This is a genomic window from Loktanella salsilacus (genome assembly GCF_900114485.1).
GTDB classification, from domain to species: Bacteria; Pseudomonadota; Alphaproteobacteria; order Rhodobacterales; family Rhodobacteraceae; genus Loktanella; species Loktanella salsilacus.
Map to the genome: position 1 here is coordinate 93355 of NZ_FOTF01000006.1, position 20757 is coordinate 114111.

Annotated in this window: 18 protein-coding genes and 1 tRNA gene; 8 read left to right on the forward strand and 11 right to left on the reverse strand. The window is 60.1% G+C overall.

The annotated features are described in order from the left end of the window. Positions 1 to 185: 185 nt before the first annotated feature. Positions 186 to 2954 carry an aconitate hydratase AcnA gene (gene acnA, locus BM131_RS06785; RefSeq protein ID WP_090187459.1) on the reverse strand — a complete coding sequence of 923 codons (2769 nt, stop codon included), beginning with the start codon at positions 2952 to 2954 and terminating at the stop codon, positions 186 to 188. A gap of 241 nt (positions 2955 to 3195) precedes the next feature. Between acnA and BM131_RS06790 the strand changes: the two genes are divergently transcribed. After that, entirely contained in the window at positions 3196 to 3909 is a 714-nt protein-coding gene (locus BM131_RS06790; protein ID WP_090187462.1) for a DUF1223 domain-containing protein, read from the forward strand. A 4-nt stretch (positions 3910 to 3913) separates the two neighbouring features. Here the strand turns inward: BM131_RS06790 and BM131_RS06795 are convergent, their stop codons facing one another. The 3 genes from BM131_RS06795 to BM131_RS06805 form a co-directional block, all read right to left on the reverse strand. After that, on the reverse strand, positions 3914 to 4816 hold the full coding sequence (locus BM131_RS06795) for a lysophospholipid acyltransferase family protein (protein WP_090187752.1): 903 nt from the start codon (positions 4814 to 4816) through the stop codon (positions 3914 to 3916). Between the two features lie 99 nt (positions 4817 to 4915). Next, on the reverse strand, positions 4916 to 5995 hold the full coding sequence (locus BM131_RS06800; protein WP_090187465.1) for a FliG C-terminal domain-containing protein: 1080 nt from the start codon (positions 5993 to 5995) through the stop codon (positions 4916 to 4918). Between the two features lie 44 nt (positions 5996 to 6039). Further along, positions 6040 to 6522, reverse strand: a complete 483-nt coding sequence (locus BM131_RS06805; protein ID WP_090187468.1) for an autoinducer binding domain-containing protein — start codon at positions 6520 to 6522, stop codon at positions 6040 to 6042. 139 nt (positions 6523 to 6661) lie between these two features. Here BM131_RS06805 and BM131_RS06810 point away from each other — a divergent pair, with 139 nt between their 5' ends. Further along, positions 6662 to 7258, forward strand: a complete 597-nt coding sequence (locus BM131_RS06810) for a helix-turn-helix transcriptional regulator (RefSeq protein WP_245754156.1) — start codon at positions 6662 to 6664, stop codon at positions 7256 to 7258. A 147-nt stretch (positions 7259 to 7405) separates the two neighbouring features. Next, a complete protein-coding gene (locus tag BM131_RS06815; RefSeq protein WP_090187473.1) occupies positions 7406 to 8056 on the forward strand; it encodes an acyl-homoserine-lactone synthase in 651 nt (216 codons plus the stop codon). A gap of 67 nt (positions 8057 to 8123) precedes the next feature. Here the strand turns inward: BM131_RS06815 and purB are convergent, their stop codons facing one another. Then, positions 8124 to 9431, reverse strand: coding sequence for an adenylosuccinate lyase (purB, locus tag BM131_RS06820; RefSeq protein WP_090187475.1), 1308 nt, complete (start codon positions 9429 to 9431; stop codon positions 8124 to 8126). 82 nt (positions 9432 to 9513) lie between these two features. On the opposite strand from purB, the gene BM131_RS06825 reads away from it, so the two are divergent. Beyond that, a complete protein-coding gene (locus BM131_RS06825; protein WP_090187478.1) occupies positions 9514 to 9951 on the forward strand; it encodes a DUF6314 family protein in 438 nt (145 codons plus the stop codon). A gap of 29 nt (positions 9952 to 9980) precedes the next feature. Here the strand turns inward: BM131_RS06825 and BM131_RS06830 are convergent, their stop codons facing one another. The 3 genes from BM131_RS06830 to BM131_RS06840 all read right to left on the reverse strand — a co-directional run bounded on the left by BM131_RS06830 (position 9981) and on the right by BM131_RS06840 (position 12599). Further along, positions 9981 to 10595 carry a hypothetical protein gene (locus BM131_RS06830; protein ID WP_090187479.1) on the reverse strand — a complete coding sequence of 205 codons (615 nt, stop codon included), beginning with the start codon at positions 10593 to 10595 and terminating at the stop codon, positions 9981 to 9983. A gap of 195 nt (positions 10596 to 10790) precedes the next feature. Then, positions 10791 to 12209: a type I glutamate--ammonia ligase gene (gene glnA / locus BM131_RS06835; RefSeq protein WP_090187482.1), complete on the reverse strand. Its 1419-nt coding sequence runs from the start codon at positions 12207 to 12209 to the stop codon at positions 10791 to 10793. A gap of 51 nt (positions 12210 to 12260) precedes the next feature. After that, positions 12261 to 12599, reverse strand: a complete 339-nt coding sequence (locus BM131_RS06840) for a P-II family nitrogen regulator (protein ID WP_090187754.1) — start codon at positions 12597 to 12599, stop codon at positions 12261 to 12263. Between the two features lie 174 nt (positions 12600 to 12773). Between BM131_RS06840 and BM131_RS06845 the strand changes: the two genes are divergently transcribed. After that, positions 12774 to 14513 carry an NAD(P)H-hydrate dehydratase gene (locus BM131_RS06845; RefSeq protein ID WP_090187485.1) on the forward strand — a complete coding sequence of 580 codons (1740 nt, stop codon included), beginning with the start codon at positions 12774 to 12776 and terminating at the stop codon, positions 14511 to 14513. A 58-nt stretch (positions 14514 to 14571) separates the two neighbouring features. Here the strand turns inward: BM131_RS06845 and BM131_RS06850 are convergent, their stop codons facing one another. Beyond that, positions 14572 to 15039 carry a Hint domain-containing protein gene (locus BM131_RS06850; protein WP_090187488.1) on the reverse strand — a complete coding sequence of 156 codons (468 nt, stop codon included), beginning with the start codon at positions 15037 to 15039 and terminating at the stop codon, positions 14572 to 14574. A gap of 173 nt (positions 15040 to 15212) precedes the next feature. Between BM131_RS06850 and BM131_RS06855 the strand changes: the two genes are divergently transcribed. The 3 genes from BM131_RS06855 (at position 15213) to BM131_RS06865 (ending at position 17298) form a co-directional block, all read left to right on the forward strand. Further along, positions 15213 to 15296: transfer RNA gene (locus BM131_RS06855), tRNA-Leu, on the forward strand. 25 nt (positions 15297 to 15321) lie between these two features. Continuing rightward, positions 15322 to 16656, forward strand: a complete 1335-nt coding sequence (gene tig / locus BM131_RS06860) for a trigger factor (protein ID WP_090187491.1) — start codon at positions 15322 to 15324, stop codon at positions 16654 to 16656. 153 nt (positions 16657 to 16809) lie between these two features. Further along, positions 16810 to 17298: a hypothetical protein gene (locus tag BM131_RS06865; RefSeq protein WP_090187494.1), complete on the forward strand. Its 489-nt coding sequence runs from the start codon at positions 16810 to 16812 to the stop codon at positions 17296 to 17298. 34 nt (positions 17299 to 17332) lie between these two features. Here the strand turns inward: BM131_RS06865 and BM131_RS06870 are convergent, their stop codons facing one another. Both BM131_RS06870 and BM131_RS06875 read right to left on the reverse strand, forming a co-directional pair. Further along, the gene (locus tag BM131_RS06870) at positions 17333 to 19291 is read right to left on the reverse strand and encodes a bifunctional 2',3'-cyclic-nucleotide 2'-phosphodiesterase/3'-nucleotidase (protein ID WP_090187497.1); all 1959 of its coding nucleotides are present in this window, start codon (positions 19289 to 19291) and stop codon (positions 17333 to 17335) included. A 122-nt stretch (positions 19292 to 19413) separates the two neighbouring features. Further along, positions 19414 to 20721: an MDR family MFS transporter gene (locus BM131_RS06875; protein WP_245754157.1), complete on the reverse strand. Its 1308-nt coding sequence runs from the start codon at positions 20719 to 20721 to the stop codon at positions 19414 to 19416. Positions 20722 to 20757: the final 36 nt, after the last annotated feature.

Genomic DNA, 20757 nt, shown 5'->3' on the forward strand with positions numbered 1-20757 from the left:
TGGTTAAAAATACCTCGGGGTGCGGGGCAGCGCCCCGCGTGCCGAATTTTCTACGAAAATTCGGTGATCGCCATTGCCTTGCAATGGCGAAGCCTCCGGCGGAGGTATTTTTAACCAGAAGAAGATCGGACATCAAAAAGGCCGCGCTGGGAGGCGCGGCCTTTTGTCGTGCTATGTTTTAGGGCTTACTTCGCCTTGGCGAGATCGCGCAGCACGTAGTGCAGCACGCCGCCGTGTTCGATGTATTCGATCTCGATCGCGGTATCGATGCGGCACTTGATGTCGATGGTCTTGGTCGCGCCATCGGCCATCGTGATGTGCGCTTTCACGACTTCCAGTGGCTTGATCGTGTCGAGGCCGTCGATGCTGACGGTTTCCTCGCCGGTCAGGCCCAGCGTCTTGCGCGTGTCGCCGTTCGTGAATTCGAACGGGATGACGCCCATGCCGACGAGGTTGGAGCGGTGGATGCGCTCGAAGTTCTCGGCGATGACCGCTTTGACGCCCAGCAGGGCTGTGCCTTTGGCTGCCCAGTCGCGGGAGGAACCTGCGCCGTACTGCTCGCCTGCGAAGATGACCAGCGGGGTGCCTGCGTCCTCATAGGCCATGGCCGCGTCAAAGATGGAGGTCTGGTTGCCATCGGGGCCTTTGGTGTAGCCGCCTTCGACGCCGTCCAGCATCTCGTTCTTGATGCGGATGTTGGCGAAGGTGCCGCGCATCATGACTTCGTGGTTACCGCGGCGCGAGCCATAGGAGTTGAATTCGCGCACGGGGACCTGATGATCGAGCAGGTATTGACCAGCAGGGCTGCTTTCGGCGAACGAGCCAGCAGGGCTGATGTGGTCGGTGGTGACCATGTCGCCCAAGACGGCCAGGACTTTCGCGTCCTTGACGTTGTGGATCGTGCCGGAGTCCTTGGACATGCCTTTGAAGTAGGGCGGGTTCTGGACGTAGGTCGACTGCGGTGGCCAGTTGTAGGTTTCGCTGTCGACGACTTCGACAGCCTGCCACTTTTCGTCGCCTTTGAAGACGTCGGCATACTTGGACTGGAACGCTTCGCGCGTGACGGTCTTTTCGACAAGCGCGTTGATTTCGTCGGAGGTTGGCCAGATGTCTTTCAGGTAGACGTCATTGCCGTCGTGATCCTTGCCGAGCGAGTCCTTGGTGATGTCGACGTTCATGTCACCGACCAGCGCATAGGCCACGACCAGCGGCGGGCTTGCCAAGTAGTTCGCGCGCACGTCGGGGGAGATGCGGCCTTCGAAGTTGCGGTTGCCCGACAGGATCGACGTCGCGATCAGGTCACCTGCCGAAATCGCTTCGGAGATTTCCTTTTGCAGCGGGCCAGAGTTGCCGATGCAGGTGGTGCAGCCATAGCCGACAAGGTTAAAGCCGATGGCGTCCAGATCCTTTTGCAGATCAGCCGCTTCCAGATAGGCCGACACGACCTGAGAGCCGGGCGCGAGGGATGTTTTCACCCAAGGCTTGCGGTTCAGGCCAAGGGCGGCGGCCTTGCGGGCCACCAGACCTGCGCCGATCATGACGTAGGGGTTGGATGTGTTGGTGCAGGACGTGATCGACGCGATCACGATAGAGCCGTCGTGCAGGGTGTAATCCTCGCCCTCGACCTTCTGCGACTTGTGGTGGCCTTCGTTGCCGGGGATGTGATGCGGGGCAGGTGCGCCGCCTTCCTCAGTCCAGTCGGCTTTTTCATCCTTGGGCACGGACTTTTCAGACCGCTGACCAGCGATGTACTTGCCAAATGCGCCGGCCGCGTCCGTCAGGGCGATGTAGTCCTGTGGGCGCTTGGGGCCGGAGATGGCAGGGACGATGGTGCCCATGTCGAGGTGCAGGGTCGAGGTGTAGACCGGTGCATAATCCGCGTCACGCCAGAACCCGTTTGCCTTGGCGTAGGCTTCGACCAGTGCGATCCGGTCTTCGTCGCGGCCCGTGTTACGCAGGTAACGCAGGGTTTCGTCGTCGATGGGGAAGTAGCCGCAGGTCGCGCCGTATTCGGGCGCCATGTTGGCAATCGTCGCACGGTCGGCCAGCGGCAGCTTATCAAGGCCAGCGCCAAAGAATTCGACGAACTTGGACACAACGCCGTGGGCGCGCAGCATTTCCACAACCTTAAGCACAAGGTCGGTGCCGGTGGTGCCTTCGACCATCGCGCCGGTCAGCTCAAAGCCGACGACTTCGGGGATCAGCATGGAAATCGGCTGGCCCAGCATCGCGGCCTCAGCCTCGATCCCGCCGACGCCCCAACCCAGAACGGCAAGGCCGTTGACCATGGTGGTGTGGCTGTCGGTACCGACAAGCGTGTCAGGATATGCGACCATGTCGCCGTTCTGGTCGGTGTCGGTCCAGACGGTCTGGGCCAGATATTCCAGGTTCACCTGGTGGCAGATGCCGGTGCCTGGGGGGACGACGCGGAAGTTGTTAAACGCGTTCTGGCCCCACTTCAGGAACTGGTAACGCTCCATGTTACGCTCGTATTCGCGGTCGACGTTCATCTGGAACGCACGCGGGTTGCCGAATTCGTCGATCATGACCGAGTGGTCGATGACCAGATCGACAGGGGCCAGCGGGTTGATCTGCTGTGCGTCGCCGCCCAGTGCCTTGATGCCGTCGCGCATGGCGGCAAGGTCAACCACGGCGGGCACGCCGGTGAAGTCCTGCATGAGCACGCGGGCAGGGCGATAGGCGATTTCGCGCGGGTTCTGGCCGCCCAAGGTGGCCCATTCGGCGAAAGCTTTGATGTCATCCACGGTGACGGTCTTGCCGTCCTCGAACCGCAGCATGTTTTCCAGCACGACCTTCAGCGCGGCGGGCAGCTTGCTGAAATCGCCCAGACCGGCCTGCGTGGCCGCATCAATCGAGTAGTAGGAGACCGACTGGTCGCCGACCGTCAGGGTCTTGCGGGTTTTTGCGGTATCTGTGCCGACTGTGACTGTCATGGCTATCCCTTTAGGGTTGAGGACTATGGCTTGTGTCACTTTTGCCCCAAGCTGCGCACGCGTTCAAGGGGTGCCTGCGAAAAAAGGTATACAATTGTATACCGCCGTGCGAGCAGCTTGGCGCGTGTGGGTTGCTATGGCCGGCAAGACGTTGCGACACCCTCGTCGCAAATGCTTGATTGGTCATTACAAAGTCTTTTTCTTACACCATAGAAATAGAAATTGTCTGGAAAGTGCTGCCATGCGTCACGTCTTCGCCGCCTCTGTTATCGGAGCGTTATTCGCCGGATCTGGGCTGGTTGCGCAGGATCGGGGGATTCAGGACTGGGGCACGGTGGTAGAGCTTTACACCTCTCAGGGCTGTTCCAGTTGTCCGCCTGCCGACCGCATTTTCGAACAGATCGCAGACCGCGATGACGTGATCGCCTTGGCGCTGCATGTGGATTATTGGGATTATATCGGCTGGAAAGACGATCTAGGCAGCCCCGCCTATACCGCCCGCCAGCGGGGCTACGCGCAGGAGTGGCAGGCGCGGAATGTTTATACGCCGCAAATGGTTGTGGCTGGGGTCAAGGAATTAGTAGGCAGCCATCCGGTCGTAGCAATGGACGCGATTGCGGCCCATCCGGCGCAAAATAATCCGGTTGAAGTGTCACTGCGCCGCACTGGCGATGTGGCGACGATCAGCGCCACTGCCGTTGGCGCTGTGCCTGCCCGCGCACTGGTGCAGATCGTGCGCTATACGCCCCGTATTACGCGCGAGATTCATAAGGGCGAGAATGCTGGCAAGACGGTGGTGTATCGCAATGTCGTGACCAGCTGGGCCGAGGCAGGAGAGTGGAACACGTCGCAGCCGCTGTCATTGCAGGTCAACGTGACGGGCGACGAGCCAGTGGTGGCCATCATCCAAGACGGCCCTGCGGGCGCGGTGCTAGGCGCAGTTCAGCTGCGCTAGCGCCTTATTTCCAACGGCGATGCACCCAGAACCACTGTTCGGGGTGATCAGCGATCCGCGCCTCTAGCCGTTTTGTGGCGTCAGTCATCATGGTCAGGGGATCGCTGTGCGGAATGGGCGATTCGACGACCACGTCAAAGGACAGGCCATCGGGCTGGCGGATGCCGAAATAGGGTACCAGCAGCGCGTCAAAGCGCAGCGCCATTTCCGCAGCCGCCATTGACGTCAGCGCCGGGCGGTGCAGGAAATCAATCGCCGGCGCGCCGTAGACATGGACGTCAAAGAGCAGCGTGCCCATGCCGCCGCCCTTGATGTGCCGGGCAAATCCCATCGTGCCGCGCTTGCCTTGGGCAAAGACGGGGCCGCCCCAACTGGTCATGGTTTCGCGGTAGTGCGCATCGACATAGGCGTTCGCCATGGGGCGATAAAGTCCGCCAATCCGCGTGCCATCGCGGGTCAGGACGTGACGCGGCGCTTCAAAGTTGCCGAAATGGGCGGTCAGAAAGATGATTGGGCGGCCTGCGGCCTGCGCCGTGCGCACGGCCTCCACGCCGTCGCCGCGCGGCATCGTTTGCGCCAACTGCGCGGCAAAGTCGCGGTTGGCGTAGTTTTCCATCAACGTCCGGCCAAAGTTATCCAGCACGCGGGTCGCCAGATCGCGGCGGGCGGCTTTGTCCATATCCGGGTAGGCATCAGCCAGATTAATCATGGCGCGGCGGCGATAGCCTGCCAGCGGGCCGATCACGCGGGCCACAATGGCACCGGTTCCGCCGATCCGCATGGGGTAAGGCAGCAGGTTCATGCCGCCAATCAGGGCGCGCAGCACCAGATTTTGCAGCCATTGGCCACGGCTGCCGCTGGGGGCGGCCTGAGAGTCGGTTGTATCGGTTTGAGCGTTATCGGTCATATCAGTCAGGTAGTGCCCAAGCGCGACTTTGAAAAGCCCCGCAGCTTGCGTCCTGCGTTGGGGCAGGGCCGCCAATTGGGCGCGGCGGGCTGGGATGACTTAACCCTCTTCCTCGGCGTCGGGATCTATCAGGCTGATGGTGCCGTCGTCGGCAAGTGCGCGGATCGCGGCGCTGACGGCGTTCATCGCCGCTTCGCCGTCGACGGTTTTGGGGGTGCCGCGTTCGGCGGCTTCTTCTTTCATGCTGGATGCCATGCGTTGGGAAATGCAATCGAGGATGAAATTCGCCGCCTCTTCGCGTTTGCCGCCGTTGCCAAGGGCAAAGGCCATGGCGGTTGCCAGATCGCTTGCTTCGATCACGCGCAGGCAGCCGGGGACGTGGATGGGGCGCACGCGGGCCGGGATGTCTTCGAAGGTAAAGATCGCCTTGCGCACATCCTTGGCAAAGTCGGCGTCGGATTCGTCAAGGCCAACCAACACGTCGTCGCGGGTCAGCGCCGGGCTAGAGTTCAGGATCGCGCCCACCCGTTCAACCGGGGCCTTTTCAAAGGCGGTCAGGCGGGTGCGGCAATAGTCGGACACCAGCGCATGCCCGATCCGCGTGACGGCGTCCGGGGCGATATCAGCGGTCTGGCGCACGGCAAAGGTGATGCGCCGTGCGCGTTCGCCCGGCAGTTTGCCCAGCACTTCTGCCGCGCGGGCCACGGGAAGTTTAGACAACAGAACTGCCCCGATCTGTATGCTTTCATTCGATAAGACTTTGACCACCTCATCCGTGGTCAGGTTTTGCAGCCGGATAAACGGATCGCGCCCAGTGCGGTTATCAAGCTGATCGCGCAGTTTATCGGCGAGATGCGGAGAGATATGACCGGCCAACGCCTCTAGCGCGGCATCGACGTTGCCGGGGGCGGATAGGCCGATGGCGTCCAGCAGGTCGGCAAATTCGGTGGCCACGGCGTTCACCGTATCCCGGTCCACCAGCCTGATCGCGCCAAGTTCGCGGGCCAAATCCTCTTGCACATGGTCGGGCATGCTGGACAGCGCCAGTTTATTGCCGTCGCTGATCAGCAATTGCACAATCAGCGCCGCCTTACGCTTGCGCGTTAGCCGCAGCGTGCCAGAGGGACTGGGCGCACCAAACGGCGCAGAATCGGGAAGGGGATCAAAGGCATTGAGCATGCCCCGACATTAGCGTCAGAGCGGTCAATGAATGGTAAACGTGCCTAGCCCTTGGCGTAGTTAATCGACATGCCGCGCAGCGCTTCGATCGCTTCTGGCGACAGATCCTCTACGGATTTGGTCGCGTCGTGCAGTTCGGATAGCACTTCGGACAGCTCGTCGATTTCGTCTTGGGTAAATTCGCGGTCCGCCCGTGCAAAGCTGCCAAAGCTGCGGCTGCCGTCGGTTTCCAGCGCGCAAACGATGCCATAGTTCAGACCATGCTGCGCCGCACGCTGCATCACCCGCGATGGATCGTCGGTCAGATCAGACCAGCGGCAGCTGCCGTCGTTGCTAAAGCCCCATGACACGGTCGGATCGGCCATGACCAAAGCATGCAGCGAATAATAGGTCGTCCACGCCTTAGGGTAGGCCTGTAGCAAGAATGTCGGTGTTGTGTAACGAATGTGAAAAGCCAGCGCATAACCTGCAGGTGCAAGACCCGAAGCATGTTCTAACCGTTTCAGCATCTGCGTAACGTCTGACATTTTTCACAATCCTGTGGCTTGGTGGTTCAGGTTTCACTAACAGCGAAAAGCTGATTTTCTTTCACGGTCGGGTAGCTTACTATCCAAAAGTGTAATGCGCAGTTTAACTATAAGGCGACGTTAACTGATGGTCCGACAGATGACGCCTCAGGACGTTGAACGTGTGTCGCCGTCGGGACACTATATCGCATTGCGTATCGGTTTTGCCTTCCCGATGGAAGAGATCAATGCGCTTCCGACCGACTGGATTGACCATTACACCAAGAACCGCCTGATGCTGTTCGACCCTGTGATGCGGTGGGCCTATGCAAATACAGGCTTTATGCGCTGGTCGGACCTGCGCGGCGATGATCCTCATGGGGTTCTGACCATGGCTGCTGCCTTTGGGTTGCGTTTTGGTCTTACGGTGGCTGTCTTTGATGAGAACCTAGAAGGCCACCGGTCTTTTGCAAGTTTCACCCGCCCAGATCGCGAATTTGAGGATCTAGAGGCGCGGCTATTGGTTGCGTTTTTGACCCGGCGCCACCTTGAAATGCTGCCGCCCACGAACCTGACCAATGCAGAGCTGGAAGCCTTGGCGATGGTGAAGGACGGCAAGCGGCTAAAGCAGATTGCCTTTGATTTGGGCGTGACCGAAGGGGCTGTGAAGCAACGGCTTAAGAACGCCAAGGTCAAGCTGGGGGCCCATACCAGCACGCAGGCGGCCACCATGGCGCGGCAATTTAAGCTGATCTAAGGGCCGATCAAACGGCGGCTGCGGCTTGGTGTTTCGTTGCACCCAATACCACTCTGGGCTGTACATTCTTTTTGGGATGTGAACTGCGGTTGAGACTTCTACAGCGACTTTGCCTAAAAATGGATTCATCCTAAAGGAGAATCCACCATGGAAAACATTACCTTCAATCTTTCGACCCTGCACCTGCATGGCTCTGCTTTTTATGATTTTCTGCGCCTGCGTAAGCGGTTCTTTGTCGACACGCTGGGCTGGCACATCCCCCATGACGACTTTGTCGAGATGGACCAATACGACAACCCAAAGGCATGGTATTCGCTTGTGCTGCGAGATGGCGAAGTCATCGGCGGCGCACGGGCAATGGCGACGACGGCCACCTGGGGCAGTCATAGCTATATGCTGCGCGACGCCGTGCAGGGTAAGCTGATCGACATCCCGCCAGAGGTGCTGGGCGAAGATATCGTCAGCGCGGATATCTGGGAATGCACCCGTTTGGTGATGTCAGAAACTGTTGAAACGCAGGCAGAGCGGAGCGCCTGCCTGACGATGATCGTGCAGGGTTTGATCAATGTCGCAGCAGATCAGGGCGCAACGCAGCTGATGTCGCTGTCGCCGCTGGCGTTGATGCGGGCGCTGCGGCAGTTGGGCTTTGGGGCGCAGCGGATTGGCGCGCCTTATACCAATGACAACGATGGTCGCCGCTATGCGGTGCTGTCGATGCCGGTCACGCGCAGTGTCGCCGATGTGCCCCGCGCCACCCACCGTGCGCAGCCGCAGCCGCTGCACGCGCCATCTGTTTAACGCAATATGGCCGGGCGCGCTGTTATGCTCGCCCGGCCATACCACTGTTGCCCAAAAGGGCCTTTGTTTAGTCTTTCCCGAACACGCGGGCAAAGATCGTGTCGACGTGTTTGGTGTGATAACCAATGTCGAACTTTTCTTCGATCTGCGCAGGTGACAGGGCCGCGGTGACTTCAGCGTCGGCCAGCAGCTCGGTTTTGAAATCAGCGCCTTTTTCCCAGACCTTCATCGCGTTGCGCTGCACCAGCTTATAGCTGTCCTCGCGGCTGACGCCGGCTTGGGTCAGGGCCAGAAGCACGCGCTGCGACATCACCAGACCGCGGAACTTGTTCATGTTCGCCAGCATGGTTTCGGGATAGATCACCAGCTTTTCAATCAGGCCCGCCAGACGGTTCAGCGCGAAATCTAGGGTGACGGTGGTGTCTGGGCCGATGGTCCGCTCGACAGACGAATGCGAGATATCGCGCTCGTGCCACAGCGTGACGTTTTCCAGCGCAGGGGTGACGGACATGCGCACCAGACGGGCAAGGCCAGTCAGGTTTTCGGTCAGCACCGGGTTACGCTTGTGCGGCATCGCGGACGATCCCTTTTGACCAGGAGAGAAGAACTCCTCGGCCTCTAGCACTTCGGTGCGCTGCATGTGGCGCACTTCGGTGGCGATATTTTCCATCGAGGATGCGATCACACCCAACGTGGCAAAGAACATCGCGTGACGATCGCGCGGGATGACCTGCGTGCTGATCGGCTCTGGCGTCAGGCCCAGTTGCTTGCAGACGTGCTCTTCGACAGCCGGATCGATGTTGGCAAAGGTGCCGACAGCGCCAGAGATTGCGCCGGTCGCGATTTCAGCGCGGGCGTTGACCAGACGGGCGCGGCCCCGGTCCATTTCGGCATAGAATCGGGCAAAGGTCAGGCCCATCGTGGTTGGTTCGGCGTGGATGCCGTGGCTACGACCAATGCGGACGGTGTCCTTATGCTCATAGGCGCGCTTTTTCAGCGCGGCCAGCACGCGGTCCATGTCGGCCAGCAGAATGTCGGCGGCGCGCACCAGCTGGACGTTGAACGTGGTGTCCAGCACGTCAGAGGACGTCATACCCTGGTGCACAAAGCGTGCCTCGTCTGCGCCGATGTGTTCGGACAGGTGCGTCAGGAACGCGATGACGTCGTGCTTGGTAACGGCTTCGATCTCGTCGATGCGGGCCACGTCAAAGGTGACGTCCTTGGCTTTCCACACGGCCTCGGCGTTTTCGCGCGGGATCACGCCCAGATCTGCCATGGCGTCGCAGGCGTGCGCCTCGATCTCGTACCAGATTTTGTATTTTGTGGCCGGGTCCCAGATGGCAACCATCTCGGGACGGGAATAACGCGGGATCATGGGCAGAACCTTTCGGGATTGGCAGCGACGCTGTGGGCGTCATACTGGGACCGGGCCAGAATGAAAAGAAGCGGAGGCTGCCGTGGCGGAAACCAAATGGACACAAGGCAGATCACGGGACGATTTTCTGGGCGATTGGGTGCTGACACGCCGCATTGAGGACCGCCATGCGGGGCAGGCGGGGCTGTTCGAGGGCACGGCGCAATTCGTGGCGGACGGTGACAGCGGCGCAATCTATGACGAATCGGGCCTGCTGCACATTGGCAGCGCCGCCCCGCTAAAGGCAGAGCGGCGCTATCTATACGACTTCTCGGGCGGCATGATCACGATCCGCTTTGCCGATGGGCGCGATTTCATCCAGTTCAACCCGGCGTCAGTGCATCAGGCCGTGCACGCCTGCGATCCCGACGCCTACCGCGCGCACCATGATTTCAGCCGCTGGCCGCAGTGGCATGCGGTCTGGACCGTGACCGGCCCGCGCAAAGATTACACGATGCGGACGATGTGGCAGCGGCGCTAGTGCTAGCCGAGGGGCGGTGCCACCAGCGTTCAAGGGATTGTTGACGGCACGAAGCCTTCGATTGCCCCGGCATAGACCGACGTCGGTGCATTCCCCGCGAAGGCACCCACAAGGTTGCCTTCGTCCGCGCGGCCGCGCAGGTCGCCTTCGATCCCGCGCCAGGTGGTCGTGCCGGTAAACCCGGCCGAACCCGCCATCATCTGGCCGGCAACGCGCAGACCGTCGCCCTGGCCCTGCACGCGCCCGGTCGCGAAATCGATCGTGATGGGCAAGGATCCCTCGGCGTCGGTGATTTCACGGCTTGTTGCGGTATTGCGGATTTCCGACAAACTGTAGTTCGTGTCAAACGTCGCGCGTCCGCTAGTGGTTACGACATTGAAGATCTGCGGATTGACCAGCGCGGCCCGGGCCGACACGTCGTTGCCGCGCGATTGAACGGCGTATGTTGCGCCATAGCCGCCGAGGTTCACTGACCGAACGGAGAGCTGTTCCGCGTCTGATGCCGTGGGGATACTGCCGTCCGCTGCTGCCGTGACAACGCCGGAGCGCGTCACGCCGGGGCCGGAACCACCCGTGCTGAGGCCGCCACCACAGGCCGACACGCCTGCCAGCGCGCCCAGAAGAAAAATGTGCCGAATTATCATGAATAACCTTTGAATATACCTAGAAGGCAGTTTGCAGATTTTCGGCGATGAGGGAATGGCAATTCACGCGTGTCAAGCCGGGGGCCTGCGCACGACCGCGGGCCGATCCGGTAACACTATGATCCGACGGGCCGATCCTGAAAGGATAAAGGGCGCCCCGATGGGACGCCCTTCCTTGCCGTAATCCGAGGTGGATTAGCAGCTGTAGTACATCTTGTACTCGATTGGGTGCGGTGTGTGCTCGTAGGCGTAAACCTCTTCCCACTTCAGCGCCATGTAGCCTTCCAGCTGGCCTTTGGTGAACACGTCGCCAGCGAGCAGGAACTCGTGATCCTTCTCCAGCTCGTCCAGAGCCTCGCGCAGCGAGCCGCAGACGGTGGGGATTGCGGCCAGCTCTTCTGGCGGCAGATCGTAAAGGTCTTTGTCGGACGCGGGGCCCGGATCGATCTTGTTCTTGATGCCGTCAAGGCCAGCCATCAGCAGTGCTGCAAAGCACAGGTAGGGGTTGGCTGCTGGATCGGGGAAACGTGCCTCGACGCGCTTTGCTTTGGGCGATTCGGACCAAGGGATACGTACGCAGCCCGAACGGTTACGCGCAGAGAACGCACGCAGAACCGGGGCTTCGAAGCCGGGGATCAGACGCTTGTAGCTGTTCGTGGTCGGGTTGGTGATCGCGTTCAGCGCCTTAGCGTGCTTTAGGATACCGCCGATGAAGTACAGCGCTTCCTGGCTCAGGTCAGCATACTTGTCGCCCGCAAACAGCGGCTTGCCGTCTTTCCAGATCGACATGTTGACGTGCATACCGGTGCCGTTGTCGCCGGACATTGGCTTTGGCATAAAGGTTGCCGACTTGCCGTAGGCTTGCGCGACGTTGTGGATGACGTACTTGTACTTCTGGATCTCATCCGCCTGCTTTGTCAGCGTGCCGAAGATCAGGCCAAGTTCGTGCTGGCACGATGCGACTTCGTGGTGGTGCTTGTCGACCTTCATGCCCATGCGCTTCATGGTGGAAAGCATCTCGCCGCGCATGTCTTGTGCGTCGTCGATTGGGTTGACGGGGAAGTAGCCGCCCTTGACGCCCGGACGGTGGCCCGTGTTGCCAACGCCAGTTTCCGAACGGAAATCGGTGTCGGTGTTCCATGCGCCGTCGATGGCATCGACCTGGAAGGACACTTTGTTCATCGAAACGCTGTAGCGCACGTCGTCGAAGACAAAGAATTCAGCTTCTGGGCCGCAATAGAACGTGTCGCCGATGCCCGATGCCTTCAGATAGGACTCAGCCTTTTCTGCAGTGCCGCGCGGGTCACGGTCGTAGGGTTCCATCGTGTCGGGCTCGACCACGGTGCAATGCACGCAGACGGTCTTTTCCGCGTAGAACGGATCGACGTAGCCGCTGGTGGTGTCCAGCACGAGTTTCATGTCGGACTGGTCGATCGACTTCCAGCCAGCAATGGAAGAGCCGTCGAACATGAAGCCTTCTTCGATGAAGTCCTCGTCCACCAGATCAGACACGAGAGTGACGTGCTGAAGTTTACCTTTTGGATCGGTGAAGCGGATGTCGACGTAGTCGGCCTCTTCATCCTTGATCAGTTTTAGAAAATCTTTGGTGCTCATCGAGAGAGGTCCTTTTCAGTCTTGATCGTGTGGAGTGTCGCGGTTCAGCGCTTACAGCGCGTCATCGCCCGTTTCGCCGGTGCGGATCCGGATCGCCTGCTCGACTGGAGAGACGAAAATCTTGCCGTCGCCGATTTTGTCGGTTTTGGCTGCCGCGATGATCGCCGCAATGGCGGCATCGACCTGATCGTCAGCGATGACGATTTCAAGTTTCACCTTTGGCAGAAAGTCGACGACGTATTCAGCGCCGCGGTAAAGTTCGGTGTGGCCCTTCTGGCGGCCGAAACCCTTCACCTCGACAACGGAGAGGCCTTGAATGCCAACCTCCTGCAAGGCTTCTTTCACTTCGTCCAGCTTGAACGGCTTGATGATGGCTTCGATCTTTTTCACAGGTTTCGCCCCCCTTGGTTGCGGTCTTGTCGCGGTCAGACCATCATAGACAGACAGGAACAATTCACGGCGCGCAAGGTGCAAGCGAAGACCGGCACAAATTAGGCGGCGCGCTGCAGAAATGTGCGGTTTGATTGTTTTTTGTGCGATATGAAAACTAAAGGTGCTGAAACTGTGACCGAACTGCTGACCGCTGCCCAAATGCGCGCCGTTGAGCATAGCGCGATTGAGTCTGGGGCCGTGACTGGACTGGAACTGATGGAGCGGGCCGGGCAGGGCGTCGTGGACGCGATTTTTGCGCAGTGGCCGGAGTTTGTGGGCAGCGCTGATGTAGAGCGGGGGCCAGCCCCCGCACCCCCGAGGTATTTAAGACCAGAAGAAGGGAGGACCCGGCGCGCGGTGGTGCTGTGTGGTCCGGGCAATAACGGCGGTGACGGGTTTGTCGTCGCGCGGTTGTTGCGGGAGGCCGGGTGGGCGGTAGAGGTTTTTCTGTACGGCGATGCCGAGGCGTTGCCGCCGGATGCGCGGGTGAATTACGAGCGGTGGGCGGAGGTCGGGGCTGTGCAGCGGCTATGTTTTCCCAAGCCTTCTGAAGATGATGAAGAAAAGGTGTCTCATCTTCTAAGGGGAGCCACTACTGACGTGACATTGTGTGTGGATGCCTTGTTTGGCACCGGCCTGACGCGACCATTGTTCGGGCTCAAGGATTTCTTCGATGCGTGCTATTTGGCTTATGCTGCGAATCTTGGTGACGATGGGCCTTACGTTGTCGCGGTCGATCTGCCTTCGGGGCTGTGTGCTGATAGTGGCCGGATCATAGGCGACGATTTAGGTCTTGCCGTGGGCGCGCATCTGACTGTGACCTTCGCGTTTGCTAAGCATGGTCATGTGTTGTCCAGCGGCGGTGTGAGCGCGGCCAGACTGGTAACAGTGCCGCTGGGTATCGACCGCTCGTTGCCGTACAGAGTTTTGCATCACAAACGGAACGAGAACGGGACGCTTTATATCGATCACTCGACGACAGTCAAAATGGCTGAGCGACAATGGTTTGAGGCTGGGTATGTAAGTGACCTACCATGGACGAGTAAGGATCCGAGAGAAGCAAGTCACAAGTATTCGCATGGCCACGCTCTGATTCTTTCCGGCGGGGTTGGCAAGGGCGGCGCGGCGCGGATGGCGGCGCGGGGGGCTTTGCGGATTGGTGCGGGGGCGGTGACTGTTGGGTGTCCGCCATCAGCGCTGATCGAGAATGCGGCGCAGCTGAATGCGGTGATGTTGCGCCGGGTGCCGGGCGCTGATGCGCTGAGCGAGGTGCTGACGGACAAGCGAATCAATGCGCTGTGTTTGGGTCCGGGTCTGGGGACTGGCGCGCGCGAGGCGGATTTGGTGCGTGCGGCTTTGACGGCGGGACGCGGGCTGGTGCTGGATGCAGATGCGCTGACGCTACTGTCCCAAGATGCGGATTTGTTTGCGTTGCTCCATAACAAATGTGTGCTGACGCCGCATGGCGGCGAATTTGCCCGGCTGTTTCCGGGTATTGCTGAAAAGCTGGATGCGCCTGCATTGACCGGCCCGGCCTATTCCAAGGTGGACGCCGCGCGCGCAGCGGCGCAGCAGGCGGGATGCACGGTACTGTTCAAGGGGCCCGATACGGTGATTGCGGACCCGTCGGGGCGCTGCAGCGTCAACGCGGCGGTTTACGACCGCAGTGCGCCGTGGCTTGCGACGGCGGGGGCTGGTGATGTGCTGGCGGGGTTCATTACCGGGCTGATGGCGCGGGGATTCGCACCGATGCACGCGGCAGAGGTTGGCGCTTGGCTACATGTCGAATGCGCACGCGCGTTCGGGCCGGGGCTTATCGCAGAAGACTTGCCCGAGGCGCTGCCCGGCGTCTTGCGCGATTTGGAGAAATAAAAAAAGGTCAAAGCCGCCCCGGCTTTGACCTTTGAAGTTCATGTATCACATGAAGAGTTTAGACGGCGGCGGACGCCATCTCGATTCCGTCAGCATAGACAATGTGCTGGCGGTCGAATGTCAGGGTGTAGACTGTCATCTCGCAGGCGTCTTGCACGGCAAGGAATTCGCCGTCGACAAGGCGCTGTGCCTCTACCATGGCGGCGGGGCTGCCAAACAGCGCCTCTGCGCGCCAGTCGCGGATGTGGATCTGGGTGCCCGGTGCGACCAGCATGTCGCGGTCGGGGCGGGTGTGGCCAAGGCTGCCGGCCTTGATGCGGATCGGTGCAACACGCAGGGTTTCCGACGTGATCGACCGCAGGACAGCCATACCGCTGTCGCGGGTGATGATGCGGGTACCTGACGTCAGGTCCTCGACGCACATCTCTCCGTTCAGTGTCAGAATCGTCGTCTCTGCACATATCCCGGATGTCAGGGTTACGGCTGCTTTTGCGACGGTGTCGCGTGTCATTGTCCCGGTCTGCATGGCGTGTTTCCCGCTCTTGCTAATGTCTGCCTCAATCTCTGGTTTAGAACTAAGGCGTAAAAAGGGCAGAGTCCCGCCTTTTTGAGGATGACGATTTGCACTCGCATCCCTGTGTGACCTTTGATAGACACCGCGCAAAGCCGGGGGTGAATGAAATTCGCCCCTGTTTTAATGCGGGTGTGGCGGAATGGTAGACGCACCAGATTTAGGTTCTGGCGCCGCAAGGCGTGGAGGTTCGAGTCCTCTCACCCGCACCAAGATTTATAGACAGAAGGAAAACCCATGCAGGTCAAAGAGACCCAGAACGACGGCCTCAAGCGCGGATACACCATTACGGTGACGGCAGCTGAACTTGACGACAAAGTGGTCGGCAAGCTGAAAGAAGCGCAACCCGAAGTCGAGATGAAGGGTTTCCGCAAGGGCAAAGTCCCAATGGCCATGATGCGCAAGCAGTTTGGCCCGCGCCTGATGGGCGAAGCGATGCAAGAAGCCATCGACGGTGCATTGAACGAGCACATGACCACCTCTGGCGACCGTCCCGCGGCACAGCCCGAGATGAAGATGGCCAACGAGGACTGGAAAGAGGGCGACGATGTCGTCGTCAACGTGTCCTACGAAAAGCTGCCCGATGTGCCAGAAACTGACCTGAGCAAGGTCAAGCTGGAGCGTATGGTCGTTAAAGCAGACGATTCGGCTGTTGAAGAAGCGCTGAAGAATCTGGCTGAAAGCCCGCAGGCTGTTGCCTATGAGGCAAAAGACGCAGCAGCAGAGAACAACGATCAAGTTGTGATCGACTTCGTGGGTAAAATCGACGGCGAAGCCTTTGAAGGCGGCGCAGGCGACGATTATCCGCTGGTTCTGGGCTCCAACAGCTTCATCCCCGGTTTCGAGGATCAGCTGGTCGGCACGAAAGCTGGCGAAGAAAAGGCCGTCACGGTCAGCTTCCCTGCTGAGTATCAGGCTGCCCATCTGGCCGGCAAAGAAGCCGTGTTTGATGTGACCGTTAAAGAAGTCCGCGCTGCGAATGCACCGGAAATCGACGACGAGTTGGCCAAGAAGTTCGGCGCAGAAGATCTGGACGCCCTGAAGGGCCAGATCCGTGAGCGTCTGGAAGCTGAATACAACGGTGCGTCCCGTGCCATCGCCAAGCGCAAGCTGCTGGACGAGCTGGACACGCTGGTGTCTTTCGATCTGCCAGAATCGCTGGTCGAAGCTGAAGCAAACCAGATCGCGCACCAGCTGTGGCACGAAGAGAACCCTGACGTTCAGGGCCACGATCACCCAGAAATCAACCCGACCGACGAGCACAAGACGCTCGCGCAGCGCCGGGTAAAGCTGGGCTTGCTGCTGGCTGACATCGGTCAGAACGCAGAAGTGAAGGTCAGCGATCAGGAAATGACGCAGGCGATCATGAACCAGGCACGTCAGTACCCGGGCCAAGAGCGTCAGTTCTTTGAGTTCGTGCAGCAGAACGCCCAGTTCCGCCAGCAGCTGCAGGCGCCGATGTTCGAAGATAAGGTCGTCGACCACATCTTTGAAAAGGCGACTGTCACTGAAAAGACCGTCACCAAAGAAGAGCTGCAGACCGCCGTTGAGGCGCTGGAAAGCGAAGACTAAACCAAGCCCTTCATTCACGAAGGCTTGTTGGAATGGCACCCCGGATCGGGGTGCCATTTTTCGTTTGCCCTTGTTGCCTTGGGGCGGATGCCGCATATCTAAGGGATAGGCGGCATATTGGCCGCACAATTCCTTTAGATATTAGGGGCGGTGATGTCCTTTTGGCGCATTGCAGTGCTTGGCATATTTTTTGCTGTGACACAGATGGTTGGCGCGGCTGTGGCTTGTCCAAATCCCGACATGGCCACCGCGCGGCAGATCAGCAGTAACGGGGCCGCGCTGCGGCTGGGACAGAATCGCCGCGTCTTTGCCGGTGGCAAGGCCGGGCTGGCGGGATGCGATCACATCGCGTTGCCGCAGGTGCCTGCGGTGATGTTCAATGATGCGCCAAGCTTTAGCGCTGATCTGAGCGGGATGATCGGCCTCGCGATGGAGATTCGCGCCGAGGGCGATTGCCCGACGGGGCTGCTGGTGCGCACCGAGGATGGTCATTGGTATTTTGACGATAGCGGCCGGGGTGCGGGGCAGCCACGGTTGATTCTGCGCCATCCGGGCCGCGGTAAAATCGCGGTTTGGGTTGGCACAGTGGATGGTGTGCAATGCCGGGCGCGGCTGAATTTACAGACCTACGCCGGGTATTGATGGACCACCCGCAAGGCGGATGGCCCGGTTTTGCCTACAGAATCATGCGGTACAGCGCGAAGCCTTCTGGCGTATTGCCAGCGGGTTCGAGCGAGACGCTCTCAATCGTTTCAGCGTATGCGGCCGCTTTGGGGCCGGTTTCGAACATCGCCGTGGTGCCTGGCATCGGTTTGAACGACCAGTTCGCGTCCGCGTTAGGGCTGATTGTGCCTTGATCGACGATATAACGCACGATGACGTCGCGGTTGGTGTCCGGGCCTTCGAACACGATGGTGCTGCCGTCAGCGCCGGGGAAACTGCCGCCGCCACTGGCGCGGTAGTTGTTGGTGGCAACGATGAATTCCGCAGTGGGATCAATGGGTTCGCCGTTGAACTTCAAGTCGATGATGCGGTTTGCATCCGCGGCGACCACGGCACCTTCACGATCAAACTTGGACGGTTGGCTGAGGTCGATCTGATAGGTGACGCCGTCGATAACGTCGAAGTTGTAGCTGGGGAATTCTGCGTTGAGCAGCGGCGCGTCTTGTGCGCCCTCCGCAATCTGGTTGAACATGCCTGCGCTCCGCTCCAGCCAGTCCTTAACCTGCGCGCCGGTGATCTTCACCGCGCGGACCGTGTTGGGATACAGATACAGGTCAGCGACGTTCTTGATCGCCACATCGCCCTTGGGCACGTCGGTGTAGTATTCCGGCCCTTGGCGACCGCCTGCCTTGAACGGGGCTGCTGCGGAAATGATGGGAAGCCCATCGTTTTCAGTGCCTTGCATCATCTTCTTAATGTACCATGTCTGGGCGTTCGACACGATCTGGACGGACGGATCATCGGCGACTAGCGCAAAGTAGCTGTAAAGCGGCGCATCGGTCTGGCCGACGGCACGGCGGACGTATTCCAGCGTTTCGTCGTGTTGCTGCTGCACGGCGTCCAGCACTTTTTGATCGCTTTCAACCAAGGCGGTAATGCTGCGATCTTCGTTGCGCTGGGAAATCGGACGCGCCTCTGAGGTATGGCTGACGATTTTCCAATCGCTGCCGTCGCGTTCCAGCATCAGGTCGATCATGCCCATGTGGCTGCCCCAGAACCCGCCCATGACAGCCGGTTTGCCCATCAGCGTGCCAGCAGCGACGTCGACACCGTCAAAGCCATCGTAGCTTGAGGACGGGAAGACAAGGTGGCTGTGGCCTGTCATCACCGCATCGATTCCTTCAACGCCAGCCAGCGGGATAGAGGCGTTTTCCATACCGTCCGTCGCGGTCGCCGCGCCGATGCCTGAATGGGACAGGGCGATGATGATTTGCGCACCTTGTTCCTTCATCTGCGGCACGTAAGCCTGCGCGGTGGCAACGATATCGCGGGTTTGGACTTTGCCATCCAGATGTTGGCGGTCCCAGTTCATGATCTGCGGCGGCACAAAGCCGATCAGGCCGATCTTGATGGCATGCTTTTCGCCAGCGCCATCAGTCAGTTCGCGGTCGATGATGATGTAGGGGGGGATCAGCGTGTCATCGTCCAGCGGGGTCGCGCCCATGGTTTTCACCACGTTGGCGCTGACCACCGGATAATTCGCCCTGGCTAAGGATTTTGTTAGGAAATCCAGGCCATAGTTGAATTCGTGGTTGCCCAAGGTGGATGCGTCAAAGCCCAGCGTGTTCATCGCGGCGATGACCGGGTGCATGTCGCCTTCTTTCATGCCGCGTTCATAGGCGATGTAATCGCCCATCGGGTTGCCCTGTAGGAAGTCGCCGTTGTCGAGCAGAAGGGAGTTTGTCGATTCGGCGCGGGTGTTTTCGATGATGGACGCTGTCCGCGCGAGGCCGACCGTGTCGACGGGCTGGTCCGAGTAGTAGTCGTAGGGAAAGACATGTACGTGCAGGTCGGTGGTTTCCATCAGGCGCAGGTGGACTTGGTTTGCTTGCGCGCGCGCAGAAAACGGGTGCAGCGCGATGAAACCGGCGGTCGAGGCCAGAAAGGAACGGCGGGACAGGGTAAAGGACATGAGGGTTCAGACTTTCGCAGGGTTTGAATAGGTCAATCCTGCGCTGTCTTTGGTAACGCTGTCACGACGCAGCGCAGCATTTTGGTGCCTTGGGCGGAGATATTTTAACGAAAGGTCAAATATTACGCGCGGGCGGGGTCCCGCGCGAGGACAGAGGCACCCGCCGTGGGCGTGAGGCGCAAGAACCAGATGGTTGACGAGACCGAGACGAGCGCCAGCATCGCAAAGACCGCTGGAAAGTGGTCGATGTCGATGGCCGCGCCGCCATAGATGCCCTGCATCGCCTCTAGCCCGAAGGCGGCGAGGGTGATGCCCATGGAGGCTGACAGCTGTTGCAGGACTGAATTAAAGCTGGTCGCACTGCCCATTTGCGGCGGCTCTACGTCGGAATAGGCAATGGCGTTGATGGCTGTGAATTGCAGCGAGCGGCAGATGCCGCCGACAAACAGCGTGGCGATCACCAGCAAATAAGGTGTTTGCGGTGTGAAGCCTGCGGGGGCCAGCAACATCAGTGCGGCCAGTGCGGCGTTCACGACCAGCACCCGGCGAAAGCCGAAGCGGCGCAGGATGGGCTGGGCGATGAACTTCATCAGCATCGCACCGATGCCGGTGGCAAAGGTCATCATGCCGGATTGAAACGCGCTAAGGCCGAAGCCGATTTGAAACATCAGCGGCAGCAGGAACGGCAGTGCGCCGCCGCCGACACGGAATAGGGTGCCGCCGATGGTGGCGACGCGGAAGGTGGGGATGCGCAGCAGGCGCAGGTCCACCAGCGGCGTGGGGGTGATGCGGGCGTGGCGCACATAGGCGAGCGTGAGGGCGGCGCCTGTCCCGATCAGGGCGACCAGCAGCGGCACGGGCGCAAGGCCAAGGCCCGCGATGGGGATGTTGATCCAGAAGATCCAGCGCCAGTCGGCGTAGGTCGTGATGAAACCGCCCAAGGGTGGGCCTAGCACCGGGCCAATCAGCGCCGGCACGGTGAGCCATGCCAACGCGTTGACAAGGCCTGCCTTTGGCACGGCGCGCAGTACGATCAGGCGTCCGACGGGAACCATCATCGAGCCGCCAATGCCTTGGGCAATGCGCGCCAGAATCAGGGTGCCCAGCGTCGGGGCCATCGCACAGGCGACAGAGCCCAGCGCGAAGGTGATGATCGCAAGGCGGAACACGCGGCGCACGCCAAAGCGGTCAGCAGCCCAGCCAGAGGCGGGAATGAACACGGCAAGCGCCAGCAGGTAGGACGTCAGCGCCAGTTTCAGGTGGATCGGGTCGGTGTTCAGGTCGGCGGCGATCTGCGGCAGCGACGTGGACAGCACGGTGGCGTCGATGTTTTCCATCAGCAGCGCGGTCGCGACGATCAGGGGCGTGGTCCTGCTGCGCAAAACGCTGCGCATATTGGTCAAGCGGGAGCTGCTGGTGGGGCTGGGCATCGGGACACTCTTTGGGCTTGGCCTGATGTGGTCCGA

Bases quoted from the DNA above. Each gene is read 5' to 3' on its own strand.
- acnA (WP_090187459.1), bottom strand. From the start codon at position 2,954: ATGACAGTCACAGTCGGCACAGATACCGCAAAAACCCGCAAGACCCTG.
- BM131_RS06850 (WP_090187488.1), bottom strand. From the start codon at position 15,039: ATGCAGACCGGGACAATGACACGCGACACCGTCGCAAAAGCAGCCGTA.
- BM131_RS06815 (WP_090187473.1), top strand. From the start codon at position 7,406: ATGGAAAACATTACCTTCAATCTTTCGACCCTGCACCTGCATGGCTCT.
- BM131_RS06865 (WP_090187494.1), top strand. From the start codon at position 16,810: ATGTCCTTTTGGCGCATTGCAGTGCTTGGCATATTTTTTGCTGTGACA.
- BM131_RS06810 (WP_245754156.1), top strand. From the start codon at position 6,662: ATGACGCCTCAGGACGTTGAACGTGTGTCGCCGTCGGGACACTATATC.
- BM131_RS06795 (WP_090187752.1), bottom strand. From the start codon at position 4,816: ATGACCGATAACGCTCAAACCGATACAACCGACTCTCAGGCCGCCCCC.
- BM131_RS06875 (WP_245754157.1), bottom strand. From the start codon at position 20,721: ATGCCCAGCCCCACCAGCAGCTCCCGCTTGACCAATATGCGCAGCGTT.
- BM131_RS06790 (WP_090187462.1), top strand. From the start codon at position 3,196: ATGCGTCACGTCTTCGCCGCCTCTGTTATCGGAGCGTTATTCGCCGGA.
- purB (WP_090187475.1), bottom strand. From the start codon at position 9,431: ATGATCCCGCGTTATTCCCGTCCCGAGATGGTTGCCATCTGGGACCCG.
- BM131_RS06830 (WP_090187479.1), bottom strand. From the start codon at position 10,595: ATGATAATTCGGCACATTTTTCTTCTGGGCGCGCTGGCAGGCGTGTCG.
- BM131_RS06870 (WP_090187497.1), bottom strand. From the start codon at position 19,291: ATGTCCTTTACCCTGTCCCGCCGTTCCTTTCTGGCCTCGACCGCCGGT.
- BM131_RS06800 (WP_090187465.1), bottom strand. From the start codon at position 5,995: ATGCTCAATGCCTTTGATCCCCTTCCCGATTCTGCGCCGTTTGGTGCG.
- glnA (WP_090187482.1), bottom strand. From the start codon at position 12,209: ATGAGCACCAAAGATTTTCTAAAACTGATCAAGGATGAAGAGGCCGAC.
- BM131_RS06805 (WP_090187468.1), bottom strand. From the start codon at position 6,522: ATGTCAGACGTTACGCAGATGCTGAAACGGTTAGAACATGCTTCGGGT.
- tig (WP_090187491.1), top strand. From the start codon at position 15,322: ATGCAGGTCAAAGAGACCCAGAACGACGGCCTCAAGCGCGGATACACC.